The 24,102-nt window shown below is 71.4% G+C and carries 25 protein-coding genes and 1 other RNA gene; 17 read left to right on the forward strand and 9 right to left on the reverse strand.

The window, feature by feature from the left end; genetic code table 11:
- The first annotated feature begins 32 nt into the window (after window positions 1-32).
- Window positions 33-896, forward strand: a complete 864-nt coding sequence (locus ACQGNW_RS02500; protein ID WP_426661483.1) for an MlaA family lipoprotein — start codon at window positions 33-35, stop codon at window positions 894-896.
- Window positions 897-965: 69 nt separating this feature from the next.
- Here ACQGNW_RS02500 and ACQGNW_RS02505 read toward each other — a convergent pair whose 3' ends face one another.
- From ACQGNW_RS02505 to ACQGNW_RS02535, 7 genes are all read right to left on the reverse strand, one after another.
- Entirely contained in the window at window positions 966-1,274 is a 309-nt protein-coding gene (locus tag ACQGNW_RS02505) for an STAS domain-containing protein (RefSeq protein ID WP_426661484.1), read from the reverse strand.
- Window positions 1,264-1,941, reverse strand: coding sequence for an MlaC/ttg2D family ABC transporter substrate-binding protein (locus ACQGNW_RS02510; RefSeq protein ID WP_426661485.1), 678 nt, complete (start codon window positions 1,939-1,941; stop codon window positions 1,264-1,266). The genes ACQGNW_RS02505 and ACQGNW_RS02510 overlap by 11 nt, the downstream gene beginning before the upstream one ends.
- Window positions 1,942-1,978: 37 nt before the next feature.
- Complete coding sequence (gene mlaD / locus ACQGNW_RS02515) at window positions 1,979-2,875, reverse strand: outer membrane lipid asymmetry maintenance protein MlaD (RefSeq protein ID WP_426661486.1); 897 nt, start codon at window positions 2,873-2,875, stop codon at window positions 1,979-1,981.
- Between the two features lie 34 nt (window positions 2,876-2,909).
- On the reverse strand, window positions 2,910-3,683 hold the full coding sequence (gene mlaE, locus ACQGNW_RS02520) for a lipid asymmetry maintenance ABC transporter permease subunit MlaE (RefSeq protein ID WP_426661487.1): 774 nt from the start codon (window positions 3,681-3,683) through the stop codon (window positions 2,910-2,912).
- The gene (locus tag ACQGNW_RS02525) at window positions 3,680-4,507 is read right to left on the reverse strand and encodes an ABC transporter ATP-binding protein (protein ID WP_426661488.1); all 828 of its coding nucleotides are present in this window, start codon (window positions 4,505-4,507) and stop codon (window positions 3,680-3,682) included. The genes mlaE and ACQGNW_RS02525 overlap by 4 nt, the downstream gene beginning before the upstream one ends.
- 69 nt (window positions 4,508-4,576) lie before the next feature.
- Entirely contained in the window at window positions 4,577-5,197 is a 621-nt protein-coding gene (gene gmk, locus ACQGNW_RS02530) for a guanylate kinase (protein WP_426661489.1), read from the reverse strand.
- Window positions 5,198-5,275: 78 nt separating this feature from the next.
- Window positions 5,276-6,133, reverse strand: coding sequence for a YicC/YloC family endoribonuclease (locus ACQGNW_RS02535; protein WP_426661490.1), 858 nt, complete (start codon window positions 6,131-6,133; stop codon window positions 5,276-5,278).
- A 72-nt stretch (window positions 6,134-6,205) separates the two neighbouring features.
- Between ACQGNW_RS02535 and rph the strand changes: the two genes are divergently transcribed.
- The 11 genes from rph (at window position 6,206) to cydC (ending at window position 19,912) form a co-directional block, all read left to right on the forward strand.
- Window positions 6,206-6,943, forward strand: coding sequence for a ribonuclease PH (gene rph / locus ACQGNW_RS02540; RefSeq protein WP_426661491.1), 738 nt, complete (start codon window positions 6,206-6,208; stop codon window positions 6,941-6,943).
- Between the two features lie 3 nt (window positions 6,944-6,946).
- Entirely contained in the window at window positions 6,947-7,546 is a 600-nt protein-coding gene (rdgB, locus tag ACQGNW_RS02545) for an RdgB/HAM1 family non-canonical purine NTP pyrophosphatase (RefSeq protein WP_426661492.1), read from the forward strand.
- Between the two features lies 1 nt (window position 7,547).
- Entirely contained in the window at window positions 7,548-8,714 is a 1,167-nt protein-coding gene (gene hemW, locus ACQGNW_RS02550) for a radical SAM family heme chaperone HemW (protein ID WP_426661493.1), read from the forward strand.
- Between the two features lie 115 nt (window positions 8,715-8,829).
- Window positions 8,830-11,226: a DUF1631 family protein gene (locus tag ACQGNW_RS02555; protein WP_426661494.1), complete on the forward strand. Its 2,397-nt coding sequence runs from the start codon at window positions 8,830-8,832 to the stop codon at window positions 11,224-11,226.
- Window positions 11,223-11,552 carry a PilZ domain-containing protein gene (locus ACQGNW_RS02560; RefSeq protein ID WP_426661495.1) on the forward strand — a complete coding sequence of 110 codons (330 nt, stop codon included), beginning with the start codon at window positions 11,223-11,225 and terminating at the stop codon, window positions 11,550-11,552. The genes ACQGNW_RS02555 and ACQGNW_RS02560 overlap by 4 nt, the downstream gene beginning before the upstream one ends.
- Before the next feature lie 76 nt (window positions 11,553-11,628).
- The gene (pepQ, locus tag ACQGNW_RS02565) at window positions 11,629-12,948 is read left to right on the forward strand and encodes a Xaa-Pro dipeptidase (RefSeq protein WP_426661496.1); all 1,320 of its coding nucleotides are present in this window, start codon (window positions 11,629-11,631) and stop codon (window positions 12,946-12,948) included.
- 463 nt (window positions 12,949-13,411) lie between these two features.
- Window positions 13,412-14,995, forward strand: coding sequence for a cytochrome ubiquinol oxidase subunit I (locus ACQGNW_RS02570; protein ID WP_426661497.1), 1,584 nt, complete (start codon window positions 13,412-13,414; stop codon window positions 14,993-14,995).
- Between the two features lie 3 nt (window positions 14,996-14,998).
- Entirely contained in the window at window positions 14,999-16,132 is a 1,134-nt protein-coding gene (gene cydB, locus ACQGNW_RS02575) for a cytochrome d ubiquinol oxidase subunit II (RefSeq protein ID WP_426661608.1), read from the forward strand.
- 9 nt (window positions 16,133-16,141) lie between these two features.
- The gene (locus tag ACQGNW_RS02580) at window positions 16,142-16,354 is read left to right on the forward strand and encodes a hypothetical protein (protein WP_426661498.1); all 213 of its coding nucleotides are present in this window, start codon (window positions 16,142-16,144) and stop codon (window positions 16,352-16,354) included.
- Window positions 16,355-16,418: 64 nt separating this feature from the next.
- Complete coding sequence (gene cydD, locus ACQGNW_RS02585) at window positions 16,419-18,149, forward strand: thiol reductant ABC exporter subunit CydD (RefSeq protein WP_426661499.1); 1,731 nt, start codon at window positions 16,419-16,421, stop codon at window positions 18,147-18,149.
- A gap of 8 nt (window positions 18,150-18,157) precedes the next feature.
- Window positions 18,158-19,912 carry a thiol reductant ABC exporter subunit CydC gene (gene cydC / locus ACQGNW_RS02590; RefSeq protein ID WP_426661500.1) on the forward strand — a complete coding sequence of 585 codons (1,755 nt, stop codon included), beginning with the start codon at window positions 18,158-18,160 and terminating at the stop codon, window positions 19,910-19,912.
- A 5-nt stretch (window positions 19,913-19,917) separates the two neighbouring features.
- Here the strand turns inward: cydC and ACQGNW_RS02595 are convergent, their stop codons facing one another.
- Both ACQGNW_RS02595 and ACQGNW_RS02600 read right to left on the reverse strand, forming a co-directional pair.
- Window positions 19,918-21,261, reverse strand: a complete 1,344-nt coding sequence (locus ACQGNW_RS02595; protein ID WP_426661501.1) for an aminopeptidase P N-terminal domain-containing protein — start codon at window positions 21,259-21,261, stop codon at window positions 19,918-19,920.
- Complete coding sequence (locus ACQGNW_RS02600; protein ID WP_426661502.1) at window positions 21,258-21,827, reverse strand: UPF0149 family protein; 570 nt, start codon at window positions 21,825-21,827, stop codon at window positions 21,258-21,260. Before ACQGNW_RS02600 ends, ACQGNW_RS02595 begins: the two co-directional genes overlap by 4 nt.
- 169 nt (window positions 21,828-21,996) lie before the next feature.
- Here ACQGNW_RS02600 and ACQGNW_RS02605 point away from each other — a divergent pair, with 169 nt between their 5' ends.
- The 5 genes from ACQGNW_RS02605 (at window position 21,997) to ACQGNW_RS02625 (ending at window position 24,002) form a co-directional block, all read left to right on the forward strand.
- Window positions 21,997-22,236, forward strand: coding sequence for a TIGR02449 family protein (locus ACQGNW_RS02605; protein WP_426661503.1), 240 nt, complete (start codon window positions 21,997-21,999; stop codon window positions 22,234-22,236).
- Complete coding sequence (locus tag ACQGNW_RS02610; RefSeq protein WP_426661504.1) at window positions 22,233-22,583, forward strand: cell division protein ZapA; 351 nt, start codon at window positions 22,233-22,235, stop codon at window positions 22,581-22,583. The genes ACQGNW_RS02605 and ACQGNW_RS02610 overlap by 4 nt, the downstream gene beginning before the upstream one ends.
- 85 nt (window positions 22,584-22,668) lie before the next feature.
- Window positions 22,669-22,855: non-coding RNA, 6S RNA (gene ssrS, locus ACQGNW_RS02615), on the forward strand.
- 62 nt (window positions 22,856-22,917) lie between these two features.
- The gene (locus ACQGNW_RS02620) at window positions 22,918-23,538 is read left to right on the forward strand and encodes a 5-formyltetrahydrofolate cyclo-ligase (protein ID WP_426661505.1); all 621 of its coding nucleotides are present in this window, start codon (window positions 22,918-22,920) and stop codon (window positions 23,536-23,538) included.
- On the forward strand, window positions 23,535-24,002 hold the full coding sequence (locus tag ACQGNW_RS02625) for an EVE domain-containing protein (protein WP_426661506.1): 468 nt from the start codon (window positions 23,535-23,537) through the stop codon (window positions 24,000-24,002). Before ACQGNW_RS02620 ends, ACQGNW_RS02625 begins: the two co-directional genes overlap by 4 nt.
- The last annotated feature ends 100 nt before the right edge of the window (window positions 24,003-24,102 follow it).

The following is a 24,102-nucleotide window of genomic DNA, read 5'->3' on the forward strand; positions in this document are numbered from 1 at the left end:
TCCAGCCACGCCCCCACCCTGGCCGCGACCCCATGCCGACGCTTTCACCGCTCCGCTCCTTCCTGCCGCGCCGCGGCCCGCGCCTGCCCACCGCGGCGCTCCTGCTCACCGTGGCGCTGCTGGCCGGTTGCGCGATCGCGCCACCGCGCACCGATGACCCGCTGCAGAAGATCAACCGCAAGGTCTACGCGTTCAACGACCGCCTCGACAAGGCGGTGCTGCGCCCCGCCGCTGTGGGCTATCGCAAGGTGACCAACCCGCCGGTGCGGCGCTCGGTCAGCAACTTCTTCACCAACATCCAGATGCCGATCACGATCGCCAACGACCTGCTGCAGGCGCGGCCTTCCGACGCGCTGGGCAGCACCGGGCGCTTCCTGATCAACCTCACCATCGGCGTGGGCGGCATCTTCGACCCGGCCACGAAGATGGGCCTGCCGCTGCAGACCACCGACTTCGGCATCACGCTGGCGCGCTGGGGTGCGCCCGAAGGCGACTTCCTGATGCTGCCCCTGCTCGGCCCCAGCACCGTACGCGACGTATGGCACTACCCGGTGGACGGCTACTTCTTCGACCCGCTGAGCATCGTCGCGCGCACCCACTACTTCGACTATGGCCAGTACTACCTGCCGCAGGTGCTGTACGTGGTGTCGATGCGCTCGCAGCTGATCGACGCCGAGGGCTTCCTGCAGTCGGCCTACGACCCCTACGCCTTCCTGCGCGATGCCTACCGCCAGCGCCGGCTCTACATGCTGTACGACGGCAACCCGCCGGCGGAGGTGATCGAGAAGATGCAGGGCATCGACCAGCAGGGCTTCGACCCCGACGAGCTGCTGCAACAACAGAAGCAGTGGGAGCAGCAGCACTCGACGTCAAAGCCGGCGCCGAGCAAGAACTGAAGCGCAGCACCGGCGCATACGGAAACAGGGCCGATGGCCCCGTTTCCGTATGCGTGTCCCGACGCCGCCTCAGGCCGGCGCCAGCAACGCCTCCACGCCGCTGACCCGGGCCAGCGTGCGCAATCCATCCGGCACGTGCTGCAGGCTCACCGGTCGACCGTGTCCGCGCGCCTCGGCCAGCACCGCGAGCAGGCAGGCCAGGCCGGCACTGTCGCAGCTGCCGATCCCGGCCAGATCGAGCCGCGACCGGTCGCCCGCCCGCAGCGCCTCGTTCATGGCCTGCAGCGCGCCGGCCGCGGTGGCAAAGCCCAGCGTGCCGGATGCGGCCAGCGTGTCCGGTTCAACGGGGAGCAGCCGGAACGCGCGCTCAGCCGTCATGGGGCTTGCCGTTCTGCTCCATCGCCTTCAGCGCCTGGTCGCCCTGGGTCTGCAGGTTCTTGATCAGCTGGTCGAGACCCACCTTGCGGATCTCCGCGTCGACCTGGTTGCGGTAGTTGGTGATGTAGGAGATGCCCTCGATCACCACGTCGTAGGCCTTCCATTCGCCGCTGGCGGTCCTGCGGAACGCGAAGTCCACCGACACCGTCTTGCCGTCGCCGGTGGCCACCTGGGTGCGCACCACGCTGCGCTTGGCATTGAGGTCGCCGGCGAACGGCAGCACCTTCACCGCGCCGTTGGTGTAGTCGAGCAGGCCTTCGGCGTAGCGGTGGGTGATCGAGTTGTAGAACGCCTTGGCGAACTCCGCACGCTGGCCGGGCGAGGCCTCACGCGCATGCTGGCCGAGCACCAGGATCGCCGCGTAGTCCACGTCGAAGTGCGGCAGGAACACCTGGTTGATGATGCCGATCAGCTTTTCGCGGTTCTTCTGCAGCTCGGTCTTGTGGCCGGCCACGTCAGCATCGAGCTGCCTGGCGATGCCCTGCACCACCTGCTCAGGCGTCTGCTGGGCGGCGGGCTGCTGGACGGGGGACTGCTGGGCCATGGCCGGCGCCGCGAGGGTGCCGCCGAAAGCCACGGCGATGGCGAGAGCCAGATGACGCATCATGCGGAAACTCCTGTGCGAACCGTTCGGGGTGCCGGCTTCACTGCTTGCCGGCAGGGGTGGTGGACGAGCCGGCATCCTTCTTGTTGCCGGAGTTGCCGGAGTTGCCGGAGTTGCCGGAGTTGCCGGAACCGTTGACCAGGAACTTGCCGATCAGGTCCTCCAGCTGCAGCGCCGACTGGGTGAGGATCATCTCGTCGCCATTCTTCAGCATCTCCGGCGAGCCGCCGGGCTGGATCGCAACGTACTGGCTGCCGATCAAACCGCTGGTGAACACCGCGGCGGAGGAATCGTCGGGAATCTGGTTGTAGCGGTTGTCGATCGCCAGCGTCACCAGCGCGTCCAGCTTGGCCGGCTCGGCCTGCACCGACACCACCTGGCCGATCGGCACGCCCGCCATCTTCACCGGCGCGCCCGTCGACAGCGTACCCACGTTGGTGAAGCGGGCGGTCACCTGGTAGGTACCGCCGATGTTGTCGGCCGCGCCGCCCGCACCGAAGAACTTGCCGAGCATCTCCTCCAGCGGCGCACTGGAACGTGTGAATGCCAGCTTGCCGCCGTCACCCACGTACTTCCTGGCGTGGCCGTACTCGATGCCCACGTACTGGTCGCCGAGCAGGCCGCTGGTGAACACCGTGGCCACCGAATCGGCGGGGATCGTGTCGTAGCGCTTGTCGATAGACAGCTTCACGTCGGCCACCGCCTTGCCCGGCTCCAGCGCGATCGACTGCACCTGGCCCACGCGCACGCCGGCGATCTTCACCGGAGCACGCTCCTTCAGCTGGCCGATGTTCTCGAACTGCGCATCCACCGTGTAGCTGGCGCCCTGCTGGCGGTTCGCCACCGAACTGGTCTGGGTGGCGAGATAGGCCAGCGCGGCGAAGCCGAGCACGATGAACAGGCCGGTGCCGACGGCATAGGATTTTCTCTGGCTCACGGCAACATCCTCGAAGAAAGTCGGTGCATGCGGGTCACATCAGGAAGGCGGTCAGCACGAAGTCCAGCGCCAGGACGGCGATGGACGAGGCGACCACGGTGCGGGTGGTGGCGTAGGCCACGCCCTCGCTGGTGGGCGGCGCGGTGTAGCCCTGGAACACGGCGATCAGCGCCACCACGGCGCCGAACGCGAGACTCTTCCAGACCACGCCGCTGACGATGTCTTCCCACACGTCCACGGTGGCGGTCATGTTCGACCAGAACGTGCCGTTGTCGATGCCGAGCCAGGTCACGCCGACCAGGTGCCCGCCGAAGATGCCCAGCGCGGAGAACACGCAGCACAGCAGCGGCAAGGCGATCAGCCCGGCGAGGAAGCGCGGCGCCGCCACGTAGGCCAGCGGGTCCACCGCCATCAGCTCCATCGCGGCGATCTGGTCGGTGGCGCGCATCAGGCCGATCTCGGCGGTGATCGCGGTGCCGGCGCGGCCGGCGAACAGCAGCGCGGTGATCACCGGCCCCAGCTCGCGATAGATCGAGATCGCCACCACGGTGCCGGTGGCCGCGGTGCCGCCGAAGATCGACAGCACGTGGTAGAGCTGCAGCGCCAGCACCATGCCCACGAACAGGCCGCAGACCATGATGATGGTGAGGCTCATCGCGCCCACGAACCACAGCTGGCGCACCGTCTCGCGCACATAGCGCAGGCTGCGCGGCACCGCCGCGAGGATCTGCAGCAGGAACAGTCCGCAGGCGCCGATCTGGCCCAGCGCCTGGGTCACCACGTTGTCTTTGCCGATGCGCGCGTTCATGCCTTGCCCCGCGGAAAACCCAGTGCCTCGGCGTAATCGCCGGCCGGATACTGGAACGGCACAGGGCCGTCCGCCTCGCCGCCGAAGAACTGCCGCGTCCACGGCGAGCCGTCGTCGGCGATGGTGCGCGGGTCGCCCTGCGCCACCACCTTGCCGTTCGCGATCAGGAAGACGTGGTCAGCCACCTGCTTGATCGCGTCCAGCTCGTGCGCCACCAGCACGCTGGTGATGCCCAGCGTCTCGTTGAGCGTGCGGATCAGCTTCAGCACCTGGTTCAACGCGATCGGGTCGAGGCCCACGAACGGTTCGTCGTAGAGGATCAACATCGGGTCGAACACGATCGCCCGCGCCAGCGCCACGCGCCGCGCCATGCCGCCGGACAGCTCGCTGGGCATCAGCTGCGCCGCGCCGCGCAGGCCCACCGCCTGCAGCTTGGTCAGCACGATGTTGCGGATCAGCACCTCGGGCAGCCTGGTGTGCTGGCGCAAGGGAAACGCCACGTTCTCGAACACGTCGAAGTCGGTGAGCAGGGCCGAGTTCTGGAACAGGTAGCCGATCTTCTCGCGCAGCGTGTACAGCGCCTCGCGGCTCAGCTCCGGCACGTTGTTCCCGTCGACCAGCACCTGGCCGGCATCGCCGCGCATCTGCCCGGTGATGTGCTTGAGCAGCGTGGTCTTGCCGGTGCCGCTGGGGCCCATGATCGCGCTGACCTTGCCGCGCGGGATGTCCAGGTCCAGCGCGTCGAAGACCTTCTTGCCGCTGAGCACCGTGGTGAGGCCGCGAATGCGGATCAGCGTGTCGTCGGGGGTGGCGGCGGCGTTCATAAGCGGCCTACGTTAGCTGAGCGGCGGGAGGCCGCCAAGCCGCCAGGCACCCGCAAGATGGCGCGGCGTTCAGGCCAGCAGCTCGGCGATCAGGGTTTCGTGCCGGCGGCACTGCAGCGAACCGCGCAGGCGCACCGCGCGCACGATGGCCTGCAGCTCGTCCAGCGCGTCCTCGAAGCGGTCGTTGACGATGATGTAGTCGAACTCGTGCGCGTGCGCGATCTCGCCGCGCGAGTTGGCCAGGCGCCGCTCGATCACCTCCGGCGCGTCCGAGCCGCGACCGCGCAGGCGGCGTTCCAGCTCGGCCCGCGACGGCGGCAGGATGAACACGCTCACGCAATCGGGCTTGCTCCGGCGGATCTGCGCCGCACCCTGCCAGTCGATCTCCAGCAGCACGTCGCGCCCCTGCGCCAGCAGCGCGTCCACCTTGTCGCGCGAGGTGCCGTACAGGTTGCCGTGCACCTCGGCATGCTCGAGGAAGATGCCTTCGGCGATCTCGCGCTCGAACTCCGCACGCTCGGTGAAATAATAGTGCCGCCCGTACTGCTCGCCCGGCCGCGGCGGCCGCGTGGTGTGCGACACCGACAGCGAGATCGCCGGTTCGCGCTCGAGCAGCGCGTTGACCAGGGTTGACTTGCCCGCGCCCGACGGCGCGGCGACCACGAACAGCGTGCTCGCTTCAATAGTCATAAAGCCGCGCAGCGCGTTTGCCCCCTCTCCCCGCCGGGGAGAGGGTTGGGGTGAGGGGCCAAGCCTTGCCGGGAGCACTCATTCAATGTTCTGCACCTGCTCGCGCATCTGCTCGATCAGCACCTTCAGCTCCACCGCGGCATTGGTGCTGCGCGCGTCCACCGACTTCGAGCCGAGCGTGTTCGCCTCGCGGTTGAACTCCTGCATCAGGAAGTCGAGGCGACGGCCCACCGGCTCCTTCAGGCCCAGCACGCGGCGTGTCTCGGCGATGTGGGTGGCGAGCCGGTCCAGCTCCTCGTCCACGTCGCTGCGGGTGATCTGCAGCACCAGCTCCTGCTCCAGCCGGCCGGGATCGGCGGGCTGCTTGAGATCCGCCAGCCGCACCTCCAGCCGGGCGCGCAGCGCGGCGCGGATCTCCGGCATCCATTCGCGCACCTGCGCCACGATGCGTTCGACGGCGTCCAGCCGCTCGCGCAGGACCTGCTCCAGCTTGGCGCCCTCGCGCTCGCGGGTGGCGGTGAGCGCATCGAGCGCGCGGTCCAGCACCTCGAACAGCGCGGCCTGGCGCGCTTCGGGATCGACGGCCTGCTGCCGCAGCACGCCGGGGAAGCGCAGCAATTCGGTGAACTGCACCTGCATGCCCGGGAAGCGCGCCTGCATGTCCAGATTCAGTTCGGACAGACGCGCCAACAGCGCATTGTCGACCTGCAGCGATTCGCTGCGCGCGTCGCCGCTGCGCACGGTGACGTCCACCTTGCCGCGCGAGAGCTTCGCCGCAATGCGTTCGCGCAGGGCGGGTTCCAGGCTGCGCAACTCGTCCGGCAGGCGCGGCGACAACTCCAGGTAGCGGTGGTTGACCGTGCGCAGCTCGCAGCTCAGCGTGCCGGCGGAGCCGCCGGTTTCGGCGGAGGCATAGGCGGTCATGCTGCGGATCATCGGCGGCCTGCGGACGGCGGGGAAGGCCGCAATGGTAAACTTTCCCGCCCAGCCTTGCCCAAGAGCCTGTTCATGACCTCCAGTCCAGGCGGACGCCCCAGCGGCCGCGCCAGCGACCAGTTGCGCGCCGTCGCCATCGAACGCCACTACACCCGTCACGCCGAAGGTTCGGTGCTGGTGAGCTTCGGCGACACCCGCGTGCTGTGCACCGCCAGCATCGAAGACCGCGTGCCGCCGTGGCTGCGCGGCAAGGGCGAAGGCTGGATCACGGCCGAATACGGCATGCTGCCGCGCGCCACCCACACCCGCATGCAGCGCGAGGCGGCCAAGGGTGGCCAGGGCGGGCGCACCATGGAGATCCAGCGGCTGATCGGTCGCAGCCTGCGCGCCTGCGTCAACCGCCAGGCGCTGGGCGAACGCGTGATCACGCTGGACTGCGACGTGATCCAGGCCGACGGCGGCACCCGCACCGCGGCGATCACCGGCGCCTACGTGGCCCTGGTCGACGCGGTGAACGGACTGATGAAGCGCGAGAACCTCAAGCGCAACCCGATCGTGGGCGCCGTCGCCGCGGTGTCGGTGGGCATCTACCGGGGCGTGCCCGTGCTCGACCTCGACTATGCCGAGGACTCGGACTGCGACACCGACATGAACGTGGTGATGAACGACGGCGGTGGCTTCATCGAGGTGCAGGGCACCGCCGAGGGCCACGCCTTCCGCCGCGACGAGATGGACGCGCTGCTGGCACTGGCCGAGAAGGGCATCGCCGAGCTCATCGCCGCGCAGCGCAGCGCACTGGCCGCGGACTGAGCGATGGCTCGCATCGTCCTGGCCAGCGGCAACCGCGGCAAGCTCGCCGAATTCGGCCACCTGCTGGCCGACGCCGACTTCGAGGTCGTCGCACAGGGTGAGCTGGGCGTGGAAGACGTCGAGGAAACCGGCCTCACCTTCGTCGAGAACGCCCTGCTCAAGGCCCGCCATGCCACCCGTGTCACCGGCCTGCCCGCGCTGGCCGACGACTCCGGCCTGTGCGTCGACGTACTGGGCGGCGCGCCGGGGCTGTACTCGGCGCGCTACGCCGGCGGCCACGGCGACAGCGCGGCGAACAACGCCAAGCTGCTGCGCGCACTGGACGGCCGCCCAGACGCCGAGCGCCGCGCCTTCTTCATCTGCGTGCTGGTGCTGCTGCGCCATGCCGACGATCCCGCCCCGCTGATCGCCGAGGGCCGCTGGCACGGCCGCGTGCTGCACGCGCCGCGCGGCGAAGGCGGCTTCGGCTACGACCCGCTGTTCCTGCCCGACGGCCACGCGCTGGCAGCCGCCGAGCTGGACAAGACGCTGAAGAACCGCATCAGCCACCGCGGCCAGGCGCTGGCGCAGCTGCACGCACGGCTGGCCGATCTCGCCGCCTGACATGGCCCTGGTCGCACCGCCGCTGTCGCTGTACGTGCACATGCCGTGGTGCGTGAAGAAGTGCCCGTACTGCGACTTCAATTCACACGGCCTGCGCGACACGCCGCCACCCTACGCCGAGTACACCGGACTGCTGCTGGCCGACCTCGATGCCGACCTCGCCGACTTCGGCGCCGCCGCACGAGGCCGCGCGATCGTCAGCGTGTTCTTCGGCGGCGGCACGCCCAGCCTGTTCGCGCCGGAGCTGATCGCCCGCTTCCTCGACGGCGCCCGCGCGCGGTTGCCGTTCGCCGAAGACGCCGAGATCACGCTGGAGACCAACCCCGGCACGGTGGAGCACGGCCGCTTCGACGGCTACCTTGCCGCAGGCGTGAACCGGCTCTCGTTCGGCATCCAGAGCTTCGACGACGACAAGCTGAAGCGCCTGGGCCGCATCCACTCCGCCGCCGAGGCCGAGGCCGCGGTGAAGTCGGCGCAGGACGCCGGCTTCGCCAACCTCAACCTCGACCTGATGTACGCCCTGCCCAGGCAGGAACTGGCCGGCGCGCTGGACGACGTGGAGCGCGCCATCGCGCTCGCCCCCGCGCACATCTCGCACTACCAGCTCACGCTGGAACCGAACACCGCGTTCGCCGCCAACCCTCCGCCGCTGCCCGACGACGACCACGCCTGGGCGATGCAGGAAGCCTGCGAGGCGCGCCTCGCGCAGGCCGGCTACGCGCAGTACGAGATCTCCGCCTACGCCCGGCCGGGCCGGCGCTGCGTGCACAACCTCAACTACTGGCAGTTCGGCGACTACCTCGGCATCGGCGCCGGCGCCCACGGCAAGCTCAGCGATGCGGCTGCCGGCACGGTGCGCCGGCGCTGGAAGACCCGCCATCCGCGCAACTACATGGAGGCCGCCGGCGGCCCCGCGCGCATCGGCGGCGACGGCGCGGTCGAGGCAAAGGAGCTGCCGTTCGAGTACATGCTCAACGCGCTGCGCCTGATCGACGGCGTGCCGCTGGCGGACTTCGCGCAACGCACCGGCCTGCCGCCGGAACGCATCGCCGCGCCGCTGGCCGAAGGCCGCCGGCGCGGCTGGCTGGCCGACGACCACGCGCGGCTGCAAGCCACCACGCTGGGGCAACGCTTCCTCAACGACGTGATCGCCAGCTTTCTCGACTGAGCCGGAAGGCCACCCCGTCCCCATGCGCCCCGCAGGGCCGTGGGCCGGCTCCAGGCCATGGCGGCCCTGCGGCATCCCGCCTACACTTCCGCAGGGGAATCGACGGAAACGCGTCATGGACGCCGAGCATCGGGAACGCCACTCGACCACCGCCACGGGCGGCCGTACGCACGGCCGCTGGCCCGTGCGCACGCAACGCCTGCTCAACGTGATCGGCCCGCTGTGCGGGCAATGGCTGGAGCCGGCGCTGCAAGGTTGCCTGGACCGCTACGACCACGAGCTGTACCTGCAGGCCGAGCGCTCGCGCAGCCACCTCGAACAGCAGCGCTGCTTCGACAGCCGCGCGCAGCTGCAGCTGCAGCGCCCGGTCTTCATGCAGGCCTACGCGGACCGCCTGCGCAAGGGCTTCGCACGGCTGGGCGAAGCCGAGGAACCCGCGGACGAGGTGCCCGCGCACCAGCCGCTGAGCCTGCTCGAACGCGGCGAACACGAACTGACCGCCACGCTCGACAAGCTCGCCGCGCGCGGCGAGGCGCACCACGGTCCGCTGCTCACCGAACTGGCCTACCGTTTCGCCGTGCTGGTCGGCGCCGCGCCGCTGGAAGGCGCAGCGCTGCCGATCGCGCCGGCCGGACTCGCCGCCGCGATGCGCGACGCGATCGCCACGCTGGACCTGCCGCCGGAACACCGGCTGCTGCTGCTGCAGAGCTTCGAGCAGACGGTGGTCGCGGCGGCAGGATCGCTCTACGAGGCCGTCAATGCGCAGCTGCTGGGCGACGGCCTGCTGCCGCAGCTGCGCCCGTACGCGCCACCGCGCGCGGCGCCGGCACCGCGCGGTTCGCCCGTGAACGAGGCCGCGGTCACGGCGGCGACCGCCGAAACCGCCGCGGCCGCCGGCACCCCGCAGGCGCCGATCACCGTGCTGGAAACCCTGCGCGACCTGCTCGCCCAGCGCCGCGTCGGCGTGAGCGGCACCGCCGCCGTGGGGCGGGCGGCCACGCCGGACGAACTGCAGACCGCGCTCGGCGCCTTGCAGCAGCACCTGGCCCAGGTCACCGACCAGGCCAGCCGCGAACTGCGCAGCGCCCAGCGCCTGCGCGACGAACTGCTGTTGCAGCTCAACGCCGGCAAGCCGGAAGGCGCCGTGCCGACCCGGCTCAGCGCCGAACAGGACGACACGGTGGAGCTGGTGGCGATGCTGTTCGAGCAGATCGGCCGGCAGCTGCACCACGGCCCGCACGCCCGCTCGGTGCTCGACGACCTGCAGCTGCCGATGCTGCGCCTCGCCGTCACCGACCGCGACTTCTTCGACCAGCGCGAACATCCCGCGCGGCGCCTGCTCGGCGCGGTGGCCGAGGCCGCCAACGACTGGCTCGACGGTCCCGACGGCGATGCCGACCAGCAGCTCACCGCACGCCTGCACCAGCTGGTCGAGCGCGCCCGTCACGAACCGCCCAGCGCCGGCCTCTACACCAGCCTGCTGGCGGACATCGAGCACCACCTCGCCCAGCTGAGCCGCCGCGCCCAGGCCAGCGAACGCCGCCATGTGGAAGCGATGCAGGGCCGCGAGCGGCTGGACCTGGCCCGCCACCGCGCCGGCGAGGTGCTCGCCGAACGCTTCGCCGCGAATCCGCCGCGCGGCCTGCTGCGCACGCTGCTCGACCGCGCCTGGGCCGACGTGATGGCACTCACCCTGCTGCAGCACGGCGAGGACAGCCCCGCCTTTGCGCAGCGCCTGCGCGTCACCGACCAGCTGCTGGGCCGTCTGCCGGTGGACGACGCCGACCTGCTGCGCCGCGAAGTGCAGGCCGGCCTGCAGCAGATCGGCATGCACGCCGAGGAAGCCGGCCAGGTGGCGCTGCGCCTGGTCGGCGAGGAAACGGCCGCGCCCGTGCCCGCGCCCGCACCGCCGGCCCCCATGCCCGCAGCGGCGGCAACGCGCCGCGCCGAGGCGCCGGCACCCGATGCCGCCGCGCTCCCCGGCGACGCACCCCGCCCTGCCACCACCACCGCGGCCGCTCCCATCGCGGCCGCCGCCGCGCCGTCCCCTGCACCGGCGCCGCCGGCGCCCGCCCACGACCTGCCCAGCGCCACCGACCTGGCGCTGCGGCTGAAGCAGCGCCAGCGACTGGGCGAGTCGACGCAGGCGAAGGCCGCGACGGCGGGCGACGACGCCGAGCCGCCGCTGGGCCCGCAGGAGGCGCGCATCCACAACCGCCTGCGCCAGCTGCCCTATGGCAGCTGGTTCGAGTTCAGCGACCCGGCCACGGGCGAGGTCAGCCGGCGCAAGCTGGCCTGGTTCTCGCCGGTCACCGGCAACAGCCTGTTCGTCACCCGGCGCGGCCAGCGCGGCGAGGAGCTGAACCTGCGCGAGCTGGCGCGCGCAATGGCCGCCGGCCGGGTGCGCGAGCTGCCGCCGCAGCGCGACGGCCTGCTCGACCGCGCCTGGCACGCACTCACCGGCAACTTGCTGCGCAGCGACCCGCCACCCGCGCCCGGAGCCCGCCCATGAGCACACGCGAGCAGCGCCGTGCGCCGCGCAAGCCGGTCGACGCCGGCATCGTGGCGATCGACACCATCGCCGAGCAGCCGCTCGGCCACCTGTGCAACCTCTCCGCCAGCGGCCTGATGCTGATCGGCGGCCGCGCGCCGCGCAACGAAGGCATCTACCAGGTGCGCCTGCCGCTGCCGGACGCCAGCGGCCACATCGAGCTCGGCCTGCAGGAACAGTGGCACGAGCCGGCGGCGAGTCCCGGCCAGTACTGGGCCGGCTACCGCATCATCGCGATCAGCAGCGCCCACGGCGAACTGCTGGAGCGCTGGCTGCGGCAGGCCTGACCGGGCCCGCGCCGCGCCGGGCCGCCCCGCTGCCGCGCGTTACACTGGTGGGCCGACGTCCCCGCCTGGAACCCGCATGAACGCCCAGTCCGCCCAGCTCTACCCCGCCCATCTCGCCGTCTTGCGCGAACGCGCGGACCGGGCGCTGGCGCTGGGCGGCTTCGACCACCTGCTGGTGGCCGCAGGCACGCCGCCCGGCAAGTTCCTCGACGACCAGGACTATCCGTTCGTCGCCAACCCGCACTTCATGCACTGGCTGCCGCTGACCGACGCGCCGGGCAGCTGGATCGCGTACACGCCGGGCAGCAAGCCGAAGCTGGTGTTCGTGCAGCCGCGCGACTACTGGCACGTGGTTCCGGAGGCACCGCACGGCTACTGGGTGGAGCACTTCGACATCGTCACCGTGCGCAGCGCAGAGGAAGCGGTGGCGCAACTGCCGAAGGGCCGCAGTGCGGTGCTCGCGTCGGCCTGCCCCACGATCGACGGCGTGGCGGCGAACAACCCGCAGGCCGTGCTGGATTGCCTGCACTGGCACCGCAGCTGCAAGACGCCCTACGAGCTTGAGCTGATGCGCGAAGCCAGCCGCATCGGCGCGCGCGCGCACCGCGCGGCGGAGGCCGCGTTCCGCGCCGGCGAAAGCGAGTTCGGCATCCATCTCGCCTATCTCGCCGCCGCGGGGCAGATCGATGCCGAACTGCCCTACGCCAGCATCGTCGGCCTCAACGAACATGGCGCGGTGCTGCACTACATGCACTTCGACCGCACGCCGCCGGCCGCGCACCGCTCCTTCCTGATCGACGCCGGCGCCAGCTGCGCGGGCTATGCCAGCGACATCACGCGGACCTACGCGGCGAATGGCCACGGCGAATTCCAGGCGCTGATCGCCAGCATGGACACCGCGCAACAAGGCTTCGTGGCGAAGGTGCGCGCCGGCCAGAGCTATCCCGAGCTGCACATCCATGCCCACCACGTGATCGCCGGCGTGCTGCGCGAACACGGCTTCATCCGCATGAGCGCGGAGAGCGCGGTGGAATCCGGCGTCACCTCCGCGTTCTTCCCGCACGGCCTCGGCCATTCCATCGGCCTGCAGGTGCACGACGTGGCCGGCTTCCAGCAGGACGAGCGCGGCGGCAGCATCCCGCGCCCCGCCGGCCATCCCTACCTGCGCATGACCCGCGTGCTGGAACCCGGCATGGTGGTGACGATCGAGCCCGGCCTGTACTTCATCGACATGCTGCTGGCCGGACTGCGCGACCGGCCGGTGGCGGCCGACATCGACTGGGCGAAGGTGGACGCGTTCCGCCCCTACGGCGGCATCCGCATCGAGGACGACGTGGCCTGCACCGGCGGCTTGCCGGAAAACCTCACCCGCGACGCATTCGCCGCCGCCGGCTGAGCGGCACGCCGCCGGCGGCCGGCCATCCCGCGATCCGTCACCCGCCGCGCGGCGCACCCGGGCGTGGCCCTTTCGCCGCGCCGCGCAGCCCTCCGTGGCCCGTCGCCCTGCGACAAGCCGCCATGCGGCCGTTCGACGCAACGCGCGTGGCGCGCAGGCCAGTTGATCTCCGTCAACATCGCGAAAATCCAGGGAAAAACAATGTTGGCGCTGCGCCGGGTGCACGATGGCTGGCACATTTTTTCCTGCCCGGCTGACGCATACGATGCGCACCACACGCTGGGAACACGCAGAACCATGACCGGCCCGGAACGACATCACGCCTACCCCTCGCGCCGCCGCGGGCATCGACCGGGCCCGCCTGGCCCGGTGCCCGGGCTGTCCGCCCCGCGGCACTGCCGGCGCGCCCAACCGCCGGGGCCGCCCACGTGCTCCACCGCATTCCCGTAAGGATGCCCTCGCCATGCACGACATCAACGTTGTCGATCTCTCGCGGCTGCAATTCGCGCTCACCGCGCTCTACCACTTCCTGTTCGTGCCGCTCACGCTGGGCATGTCCTTCCTGCTCGCGGCGATGGAGACGGTGTACTTCGTCACCGGCAAGGACATCTACAAGCGCATCACCCAGTTCTGGAGCAGGCTGTTCCTGATCAACTTCGCGCTGGGCGTGGCGACCGGACTCACCATGGAGTTCGAGTTCGGCACCAACTGGTCGTTCTACTCGGGCTTCGTCGGCGACATCTTCGGCGCGCCGCTGGCGATCGAGGGCCTGATGGCGTTCTTCCTCGAGTCCACCTTCGTCGGCCTGATGGCCTTCGGCTGGGGTCGCCTGCGCCGCGGCCAGCACCTGGCGGTGACCTGGCTGGTGGCGCTGGGCTCGAACCTGTCAGCGCTGTGGATCCTGGTCGCCAACAGCTTCATGCAGGCGCCGACGGGCGCGCACTTCAACCCGGCCACGATGCGCATGGAGCTGACCAGCTTCACGGACCTGATCTTCAGCCACGACGCGCAGGCCAAGTTCGTGCACACCAGCATCGCCGGCTACGTGACCGCCGCGGTGTTCGTGGCGGGCGTCAGCGCCTGGTACCTGCTCAAGCGTCGCCACGTGGACATCGCCCGCCGCTCGTTCCGCATGGCGGTGCTGTTCGGCGTGCTGGCCACCGCCGGCGTGATCACGCTGGGCGACGCGCTGGGCTTCATCGGCGGGCAGGCGCAGCCGATGAAGCTGGCGGCGATGGAAGGCCTCTGGAAGACCGAATCCGCGCCGATGCCGTTCAACCTGGTCGCCTTTCCCTCGCAGGAGGACCAGGCCAACCACGGCGCCGTGCGGGTTCCCTACGCGCTCTCCCTGCTGGTCACCCACTCGCTGACCGGCAGCGTGCCCGGCATCGACCGGCTGGAGCAGGACGCCGCCACGCGCATCCGCGACGGCATCCCTGCGGTGACCGCGCTGCAGACGCTGTCGGCCCAGCCCGGCAATGCGGACGCGCTGGCCCAGTTCCACGCGCACGAGAAGGACCTTGGCTACGGCTTCCTGCTGCAGCGCTACGCACCCGACGTGGGCAAGGCCACCGACGCGCAGGTCGCCGCGGCCGCGCGCGACGCGATCCCGCAGGTGGCGCCGGTGTTCTGGTCGTTCCGCGCGATGGTGGCGCTGGGGCTGGCGATGCTCGCCTACTTCGTGCTGGCGGTGATCTACACCATGCGCAACAACGTGGAGCACAAGCGCTGGTTCCTGAAGATCGCGGTGTGGATGATCCCGGCCCCGTTCCTGGCCTGCGAGACGGGCTGGCTGGTCGCCGAGCTGGGCCGCCAGCCGTGGACGGTGTACGACGTGCTGCCGACCTGGATGTCCGCCTCCACCCACAGCGTCGGCTACATGATCTTCTCGCTGGTGGGCTTCGTCACGCTGTACACGGCGTTCATCGTGGTCGAGATGTACCTGATGGTGCGCGCGATCCGCCAGGGGCCGGGCGAAAGCCACGGCGACGCGCCGCTCAACGACAGATCGCAGGCGGCGCGGCTGGCCGGCTATGCGGAGGGCTGAATGATGGAACTGTACGGAGCACTGCAATTCATCTGGTGGCTGCTGCTCGGCGTGCTGCTGGTCGGCCTGGCGGTGATGGTCGGCATGGACATGGGCGTGGGCACCATCCTGCGCTACGTCGGCCGCAGCGACACGGAGCGCCGGGTGGCGCTGAACATCATCGGCCCGCACTGGGACGGCAACCAGGTGTGGTTCATCCTGGGCGGCGGCGCGGTGTTCGCGGCCTTCCCGCTGATCTACGCCACCGCGTTCTCGGGCTTCTACGTGGTGATGCTGCTGCTGTTGTGGAGCATGATCATGCGCCCGCTCGGCTTCGAGTACCGCAGCAAGCTGCCCTCGCCAGCCTGGCGCGGAACCTGGGACTGGGCACTGTTCGTCAGCGGCTGCGTGCCGATGGTGGTGTTCGGTGCGGCGTTCGGCAACCTGTTCCGCGGCGTGCCGTTCCATTTCGAATGGAACCTCACCTCCACCTACACCGGCTCGTTCCTTGGCCTGCTCAATCCGTTCGCGATCCTGTGCGGGCTGCTGTCGCTGTCGCTGTCGGTGTTCATGGGCTCGGCGACGGTGATGAACGGCGCCGAGGGCGTGATGTACGAGCGTGCCCGCGGGCTGGCGCGCGTCGCGGCGATCGCGGCCGTCGTGCTGTTCGCGGCCGGCGGCTTCTGGGTGCACGGCATGGACGGCTATACGCATGCCGGGGGCCCCGGCGCGGGCGTGCCGCAGACGCCGCTGCAGCAGAGCGTGGCGCTGGCGCCGGGCGCCTGGTTCGCCAACTATCGCGCGCAGCCGCTGCTGTGGCTGGTGCCCACACTGGGGTTCGCCGGTATGCTGGCCGGCCTGGCCGCCGCAGGCGCGCGCCGCTCGCACCTAGCCTGGTGGCTGGGCGCGGCGGCGTGGCTGGGCGTGGTGGGCACCGCCGGCGTGGCGCTGTTTCCGTTCCTGCTGCCTTCCAGCAGCGTGCCGGCGCAGAGCCTCACGGTGTGGAACGCCAGCTCCAGCCGGCTGACCCTGGCGTGGATGGTGGGCTTCGCGCTGGTCTTCGTGCCGCTGATCCTGTGGTACACCAGCTGGGCCTTCTACGTGATGCGCGGCAAGGTCAAGGCCGCCGAAGTCGCCGCCGACGAGCACGCCTACTGAGGAGTCGCCATGAAGACCTTCCTGCAATTCCTGCTGTTCATGGCCATGGCGGTCCTGGTGATCCTGATGGCCACCATCCTGGGCAGCCTGGGCGCCTGGTACTTCGCCTGGCTGGTCGGCACCGCGATGATCGTGCTGATCGCCGCGGCCGGCGGCGCGCTGCTCGACCTCCAGGACGAGCACGCCGCGCAGGCCGGCGACGAAGGCCCGCGCCGCGCATGAACGCACGCCCCGGAGACGTGCCGCGGGGCCGGCCTTGCGCCGGCCCCGTGTTCTGAACCCTGCGATGGCCACCGACACGTCCATCTGGCTGCGCGCGCAGGCGCGTCCCGTGCGCGGCCTGCTCGCGGGCGGCATCGCCGCCGGCGCCGCACAGGCGATGCTGATGTGCGCCGGCGCGTGGCTGGTGGCGCACCTGCTGGCGCAGGCGATCTTCGGCGACCGTTCGCTGGCGGTGCTGTGGCCCGCGCTGGCCGTGCTGCCGCCGATCGCGGCACTGCGCTTCGCACTGGCGCTGCTGCAGCGGCGCGCGACGTTCGAGGCCGGCGCCCGCATCGGTGTGCAGGTGCGCGCGGCGCTGGAGGCACGCATCCGCGCGCTGGGTCCGCTGTGGGCGGCACGCCAGTCCAGCGGCGACCTGGTCACCCGCTTCGTCGACGGCGTCGACGCGCTGGCTCCCTATTACTCCGGCTACCTGCCGCAGGTGGCGCTCGCCGCGCTGGTGCCGGCGGTGATCCTGCTGGCCGCCGTGGGTGCGGATCCCTGGTCGGCGCTGGTGCTGGCGGCCACCGCGCCGCTGATGCCGCTGTTCATGGTGCTGGTCGGACGCGCCGCCGAACAGGCCAGCCGGCGCCGCTGGAAGCAATTGCGGCGGATGGGCGCGCGCTTCATGGACGCGCTGGCCGGCCTCACCACGCTGCGCCTGTACCGCGCCGCGGCGCGCGAGCAGGCCTTCCTCGACCTCACCGGCCAGGCCTACCGGCAGGAGACCATGGCGGTGCTGCGGATCGCGTTCCTGTCCGCGCTGGTGCTGGAGTTCTTCGCCACGGTGAGCATCGCCGTGGTGGCGGTGCTGGTGGGGTTCCGCCTGCTGTCCGGCAAGATCGCCTTCGAGCCGGGCCTGTTCGTGCTGCTGCTCGCGCCGGAGTTCTACCTGCCGCTGCGCGCGCTGGGCACACAGCGGCACCGGCGGATGGAGGCGGCGGCAGCGGCGGAAGACCTGTCGCGGCTGCTGGCGGCCGCGCCGCCAGCCACGCCGGCCGCGCCACGGCAACCGGTGCAGACGCGGTGCCCCGCGCTGCGTTTCGAACAGGTCCGCTTCGCCTACGAGGCAGGGCGCGAGGTGCTGTGCGGCCTGGACCTGGACGTCCCGGCCGGCGGCCGGCTGAACCTGGTCGGCGCCAGCGGCGGTGGCAAGAGCACCCTGTTCGCCCTGCTGATGGGGTTCGCCGCGCCGGGCAGCGGCCGCATCCGGATCGACGGCGTGGATCTCGCGGACCTCGATCTGGACGCCTGGCGCCGCCGCATCGCCTGGGTGCCGCAGCGCGCCCACGTGTTCCACGGCAGCCTGCGCGACAACCTGCGCATCGCCGCCCCCGACGCCGGTCCGACGCAACTGGAACACGCGCTCCACGCGGCCGCTCTGGCGCCGGTGGTGGCGCGCCTGCCGCAAGGGCTGGACACGCCGCTCGGCGAACACGGCCAGGGGCTGTCGGGCGGCGAACGCCAGCGGCTGTCGCTGGCGCGCGCCTGGCTGCGCGACGCGCCGCTGCTGCTGCTGGACGAGCCCACCCAGCACCTCGATGCCACCACCGCGGCCGCTATCGAGCCCGGACTGGCGAAGCTCGCCGAAGGCCGCACCACGATCCGCATCGCACACCGCCTGGATGCGATCGGCGACGACGAGACCGTGGCAGTGATGGCGCAGGGACGCATCGTCGAAACCGGCACCGCCGCCGAGCTGCGCCGCATGCGCGGTGCCTTCGCCCGCCTGCTGGCGGCGGACCGCGCGGCATGAGCGGCGGCGTGCCAGCTCCGTCCACGGCATCGACCGGAGCCCTGCTGCGCCGCCTGGCCGGCCTGCTCCGTCCCGAGCGCGGCTGGCTGGCGGCCGGCGTCGCGCTGGCGCTGCTCAGCAGCGCTTCCGGGATCGCCCTGATCGCGGTGGCCGGCCACTTCATCACCGCCATGGCGCTGGCCGGTGCCAGCGGCGCGGCGATCAACTACTACACGCCGGCGGCGCTGATCCGCCTGCTCGCCATCGTGCGTACCCTGGGGCGCTACCTGGAGCGCCTGGTCGCCCACGACGCCACCCTGCGCGTGCTGGCGCGCCTGCGCAGCTGGCTGTTCGGCCGGCTGGTGCCGCTGGCGCCCGCGCGACTGGGCGGGCTGCGCAGCACGGGGCTGTTCTCGCGCCTGCGCGCCGACGTGGACGCGCTGGAGCACGCCTACCTCGGCGTGTTGATCCCGCTGTGCGTGGCCGGGCTGGTCTCGCTCGGCGTGCTCGCGCTGACGATCGGCTACCTGCCCTGGCTGGGCGCGGGCCTGCTGCTGCCGCTGTGCGCCGGCGGCGTGCTGCTGCCGCGCTGGGCGCTGCGCCGCGGCGAAGCGCCCGGCGCGGCGGCAGTCGCCTGCGACGAGGCCTTGCGCGCGCTGGCGGCCGACGGCCTGCGCGGCCGCGCCGAGCTGGTGCTGTACGGCGCCGAGGCGGCGCATGCCGGGCGCGTGGCCGCACTCACCGCGCAGCAACAGCAGGCGCGCCGCACGCTGGATCGGCTGCAGGCGGCCGGCGGCGCCGGCGTGGCGCTGGCCGCCCAGCTGGCCGTGGCCGGCGCGTTGGCGCTGGGCCTGCCGGCACTGCGCGCCGGCGCCCTGGCGGGGCCGGACCTCACCATGCTGGTGCTGCTCGCCCAGGCCGCGTTCGAGGCCATCGCCCCGTTGCCAGAGGCCTGGGCCCAGCTCGGCGCGACACTGGCTTCCGCACGGCGCGTGTTCGCCCTCGCGGATACCCCGCCCGCGATCGTCGACCCGCCCCGCCCCGCGACGGTGCCGGACCGCTGCGATCTGTCGATCCGCGGCCTGCGCCTGCGCTATGCGGACGACGCGCCATGGGCGCTGGACGGCGTGGACCTCGAGCTGCCGCAGGGCGGCCGGCTCGCCCTGGTCGGCCCGTCCGGTGCCGGCAAGAGCAGTCTGCTCGGCGCGCTGGCGCGGCTTTATCCCTGCCAGCAGGGCGAGATCCTCCTCGGCGGCGTGCCACTGCAGGACTGGGCGGGCGACGCGGTGCGCGCGCGCATCGCGGTGGTGGAGCAACAGCCCTACCTGTTCGATGCGAGCCTGCGCGAGAACCTGCTGCTGGCCCGGCCACAGGCCAGCGACGAGGCGCTGGCCGCGGCGATTGCCCAAGCGCAATTGGACGTCTATGTGGCCAGCCTTCCGCACGGCCTGGATACCTGGATCGGCGAGAACGGCGTGCGCGTTTCCGGTGGCGAGGCGCGCCGCATCGCGATCGCCCGCGCACTGCTCGCCGACGCGCCGATCCTGGTGCTGGACGAGCCCACCGAAGGCCTGGATGCCGGCACTGCGGCCGGGCTGTACGAGGCGCTTTCCACCGCCATGCGCGGGCGCAGCGTGCTGCTGGTGACCCACCGCCTCGGCAAGCTGTCCACCCTGGTGGACGAGGTGGCGGAGATGCGCGAAGGCCGCATCGGGGCGCGGATGGCCAGCAAGGCCTATCTGCGGGCGTCGCCCGGCGGCGCGCCCGCGCGCGCAAGCGGCTGAGCGCCTCAGCCGCGCCCGGCCAGCAGCGCCTCGATCGCCTCGGCTTCCTTGGGCACAGCGGCGCTGAGCACCTCGTTGCCGTCGCGGGTCACTGCCACATCGTCCTCGATGCGGATGCCGATACCGCGCCAGCGTTCGTCCACGCCGGCCTCGTCGGGCGGCACGTAGATGCCCGGCTCCACCGTCACCACCATGCCGGGCTCCAGCACGCGCGAGGCGCCGTCGATGCGGTAGTCGCCCACGTCGTGCACGTCCAGGCCCAGCCAGTGGCCGGTCTTGCTGGGGAAGTAGCGCTGGTAGCTGCCTTCGGCGATCGCCGTGTCCGCGTCGCCGCGGAGCAGGCCCAGCGCACACAGGCCCTCGGCGAGCACCCGCACCGCGGCGTGGTGCGCGGCATCGAACGGCTGGCCCGGCCGCACCTCGTCGATCGCGGCGAGCTGGGCGGCCAGCACCACTTCGTACAGCGCGCGCTGCTCGCGGCTGTAGCGGCCGTTGATCGGGATGGTGCGGCTGATGTCGGAGGCGTAGCAGTCCAGCTCGGCGCCGGCGTCGATCAGCAGCAGGTCGCCGTCGTCGAGCCGGGCGCGGTTGTGCTGGTAGTGCATCACGCAGGCATTCGTGCCGGCCGCGACGATGGGCGTGAACGCGGGCACCGCGCCGCGGCTGCGCAGCGCATGCAGCAGCTCGGCCTCCACCTCGTACTCGTACCGGCCCGGCCGCACGTGTCGCCACGCGGCGAGGTGGGCCTCGCCGGCGATGGCGGCGGCGGCGCGCATCAGCTTGAGCTCGGCGCGCGACTTGTACAGGCGCAGGTCGTGCAGCAGGTGCCCCAGCGCCACGAACTCCTTCGGCACCACGCCGCCGCCGCGCAGCTGGCGCAGGCGGCGCATCCAGCCCAGCAGCTGCGCGTCGAACGCGGGCTCACGGCCGAAGTGGCAGTACACGCGCGCACGGCCCTCGATCATGCCGGGCAGGATGTCGTCGATGTCGTCGATCGGGAAAGCGTCGTCCAGCCCGAAGTCGGCCACTGCGCGCTCGGTGCCGATGGAGCGGCCGTGCCAGCGCGCCTGCTCGGCGTCGCGCTCGCGGCAGAACAGCACCACCTCGCCGTGCAGGCGGCCGGGCAAGAGCGCCAGCACCGCGTCGGGCTCGGGGAAACCGGCGAGGTAGTGGAAGTCCGAATCCTGCCGGTACGGCCAGGTGGCGTCGGCGTTGCGCGTGCGCTCGGGCGCGGCGGCCACCAGCAGCACCGCGTCCTCGCCGGCCATCTGCATCAGCTGGCGGCGGCGACGGGCGAACTCCTCGCCCGCGATCGCCGGCACGGCGCTGCGTTCGAGCGGCGCGTTCAATGCAGGCGGTCGCTGCCGGGCTGGCCGTGGCGGCCGGCGGACTCGGTGTACAGCAGCAGCGCGCCCACGCGCAGGAATTCCTGCACCTCGATCAGCGCGTCCTCGTCCTCGGCGGCGTCGCCGAAGTCGAAGGTCGAGGCGGCGATGGTGCCGAAGTCGCGCAGCACTTCCTGCGCATCGTCCGACAGCTGCGCGTGCGCATCGGTGCCGGCGAGGCCGAAGCCGCCGAGGAAACCGCGGCACCAGTCCACCACCGCGTCGGCGCGCTCGGCCAGCGGGCGGTCGGCGTCCGGCAGCAACGGCTCGAAGCCCAGCTCGGGGTCGGCCAGGGCGTCGCGGCACTGCTTGAGCAAGGCCTCCAGCGCGGCCTGGTCCGCCGGCGTGGGCGTCGCTTCCTCCGCGCCGTCCAGCTGCAGCGCGGCCAGCAGGTTGCCGCCGCGCGGCGCGGCGCCGCCGGCCAGGTAGCCGCACAGCGAGCCGTGCAGTTCGCTGGCGTCCACGCCCAGGCGCAGGCGCACGATCAGCGCGTCCAGCTGGTCGTGACTGAGCGGTTCGGTGGCCGGCATGGGGCGTTCCTCGGGGACGGCCCGCCATTCTACGCCAGGCGCGTCGCGGCGCCCCTGGAACCGGCTCCATGGCCTCTCGCCGGAAGCCGCTTGCGCGCTTCGCGGAACCACCGTGGAGGGCGTGGAAACGCCCGCAGTTCCGGGGTGTCCTGCTGCTATAGTTCCGCGCATGAACCCCTCCGACTCCCTTCCGCCCGACGCCGTCCAGCTGGAGCTGGAGGCGCTGGGCCGCCAGGTCGACCGCCTGCTCGACACCGTGCGCCGGCTCAGCGAGGAGAACCGCAGCCTGCGGCACAGCCAGGAGCAGCTGTCGGGCGAGCGCGCCAGCCTGCTCGCGCGCAACGAGCAGGCGCGCAGCCGGGTCGAGGCGATGATCCAGCGACTGAAGTCGCTCGAAGGCAACCCATGAGCGACGTCGCCACCAACGAACCGGTCGCGCTGCGGCTGATCGACCGCGAGTTCCTGATCGCCTGCGCGCCGGAAGAGCGCGAAGGCCTGGTCGAGGCTGCCACCCTGCTCGACCGCAAGATGCGCGAGCTGCGCGCCAATGCCCGCGCGCCCAGCTTCGAGCGGCTGGCGGTGCTCGCCGCGGTGAGCATGACCCACGAGCTGCTGGCGCTGCGCAAGCAGCAGGGCGGCCACGACCAGCAGACCGCCCATCGCCTCGCCGCGCTGCGGCAGCGCCTGGAGATCGCGCTGGAAGGCACCGACGCGCAGCACCGCGCCACACAGGCGGACTTGCTGCCGAAAGCCTGAGGCGCCGCTTGGCGCAAGCCGCCCCGCGCCGACCTTGCCTCGCCTGCTTGGTTTCTACCGCCGAGGCGCCTAGAATCATTCCCGGCGTTTTCTGCGGTGTGCGCCGGCACACTCTTACATTTGCCTTGTTCCTAAATACGGCCCCGGGTCGGCTTTCCATCGGTCGTTGTGCATGTCCGCCGCGTGCGGAAAGCCTCGAGACCATGTCGCCCTCCCACCTGATCCATCGTGGATCAAGGTCGTTCGGTGGGCAGCGGCATCGCGGTTGACGCCACCTATTCCGCGCCCCGTTCGTCAGCCGATGGACGGGGCGTTTTCCGATGGAGAGCACGCCGTGGACGCTGCCGCCCACCGCCGCAACCTGCGAGAGCAGCTGGCCGAGCGCCGCCGAGCGCTGCCGCCACCGGCGCGCATGGCCGCCGCCCAGGGACTGCGCCGTTCGCTGGAGCAGTTGCCGGAATACCTCACCGACGTGCGCGTGGCCGGCTACTGGGCCACCGGCGGCGAGCTGCCGCTGAACCTCGTCATCCCCCCCCTGGCCGCGCGCGGCCAGCGCTTCCTGCTGCCGATCCTGGCCAGGGGCAGGCAACTGCACTTTGCGCCGTGGCGCGAGGGCGACGCGATCCAGCCCAACCGTTACGGCATACCCGAGCCGGTGGCGCCGCACGAATGGTTCGCGCCGTTCCAGCTCGACCTGGTGCTGGTGCCGCTGCTCGCGTTCGACCGCCGCGGCCACCGGCTGGGCCACGGCGGCGGCTACTACGACCGCAGCTTCGCCTTCCTCAACGAGCAGTCGCGGCCCACCGAACCGTTGCTGGTGGGCGTGGCCTACGCGTTCCAGGAGGTCGAGAGCCTCGCCACGGAGCCGTGGGACGTGCCGCTGGACTACGTGGCCACCGACCGCGAGCTGATCGATTGCACCGCCTCCGCACAAGACGGGAACCCCCACGCATGAGCCCGCGCGAACGCCACTACTGGCTGATGAAATCCGAACCCGACGCGTTCTCCATCGACGACCTCAAGCGCAAGAAGCAGGAGGCGTGGGACGGCGTGCGCAACTACCAGGCGCGCAACTACATGCGCGACGGCATGCGCGTGGGTGACAAGGTGTTTTTCTACCACTCCAACTGCGCCGAGCCCGGCATCGTCGGCATCGCCGCCGTCGCCACCGGCGCCTACCCCGATCCCAGCCAGTTCGATCCCAAGAGCAAGTACTTCGACCCCGGCAGCACCCGCGACAACCCGCGCTGGATGCTGGTGGACGTGAAGTTCGTGAAGAAGCTCAAGCGCACCATCACGCTGAAGGAACTGCAGGCCGACGCCGCGCTGGACGGCATGCTGCTGCTGCGCAAGGGCAGCCGGCTGTCGGTGCAGCCGGTGGAGGCGGCGCACTGGGAGCACATCCTCGCGCTGGAGTGAGGCGAAGATCGGCGTGCCTGAATCCATCCGCTTTACTCGCGGCGTGGCGGCAAGGCGTTGGCGAAGCCACTTTGAATCTGGCTTGGCTGGCGTTACGCAT

This window comes from Rhodanobacter aciditrophus, from assembly GCF_050026795.1.
Lineage (GTDB): Bacteria > Pseudomonadota > Gammaproteobacteria > Xanthomonadales > Rhodanobacteraceae > Rhodanobacter_A.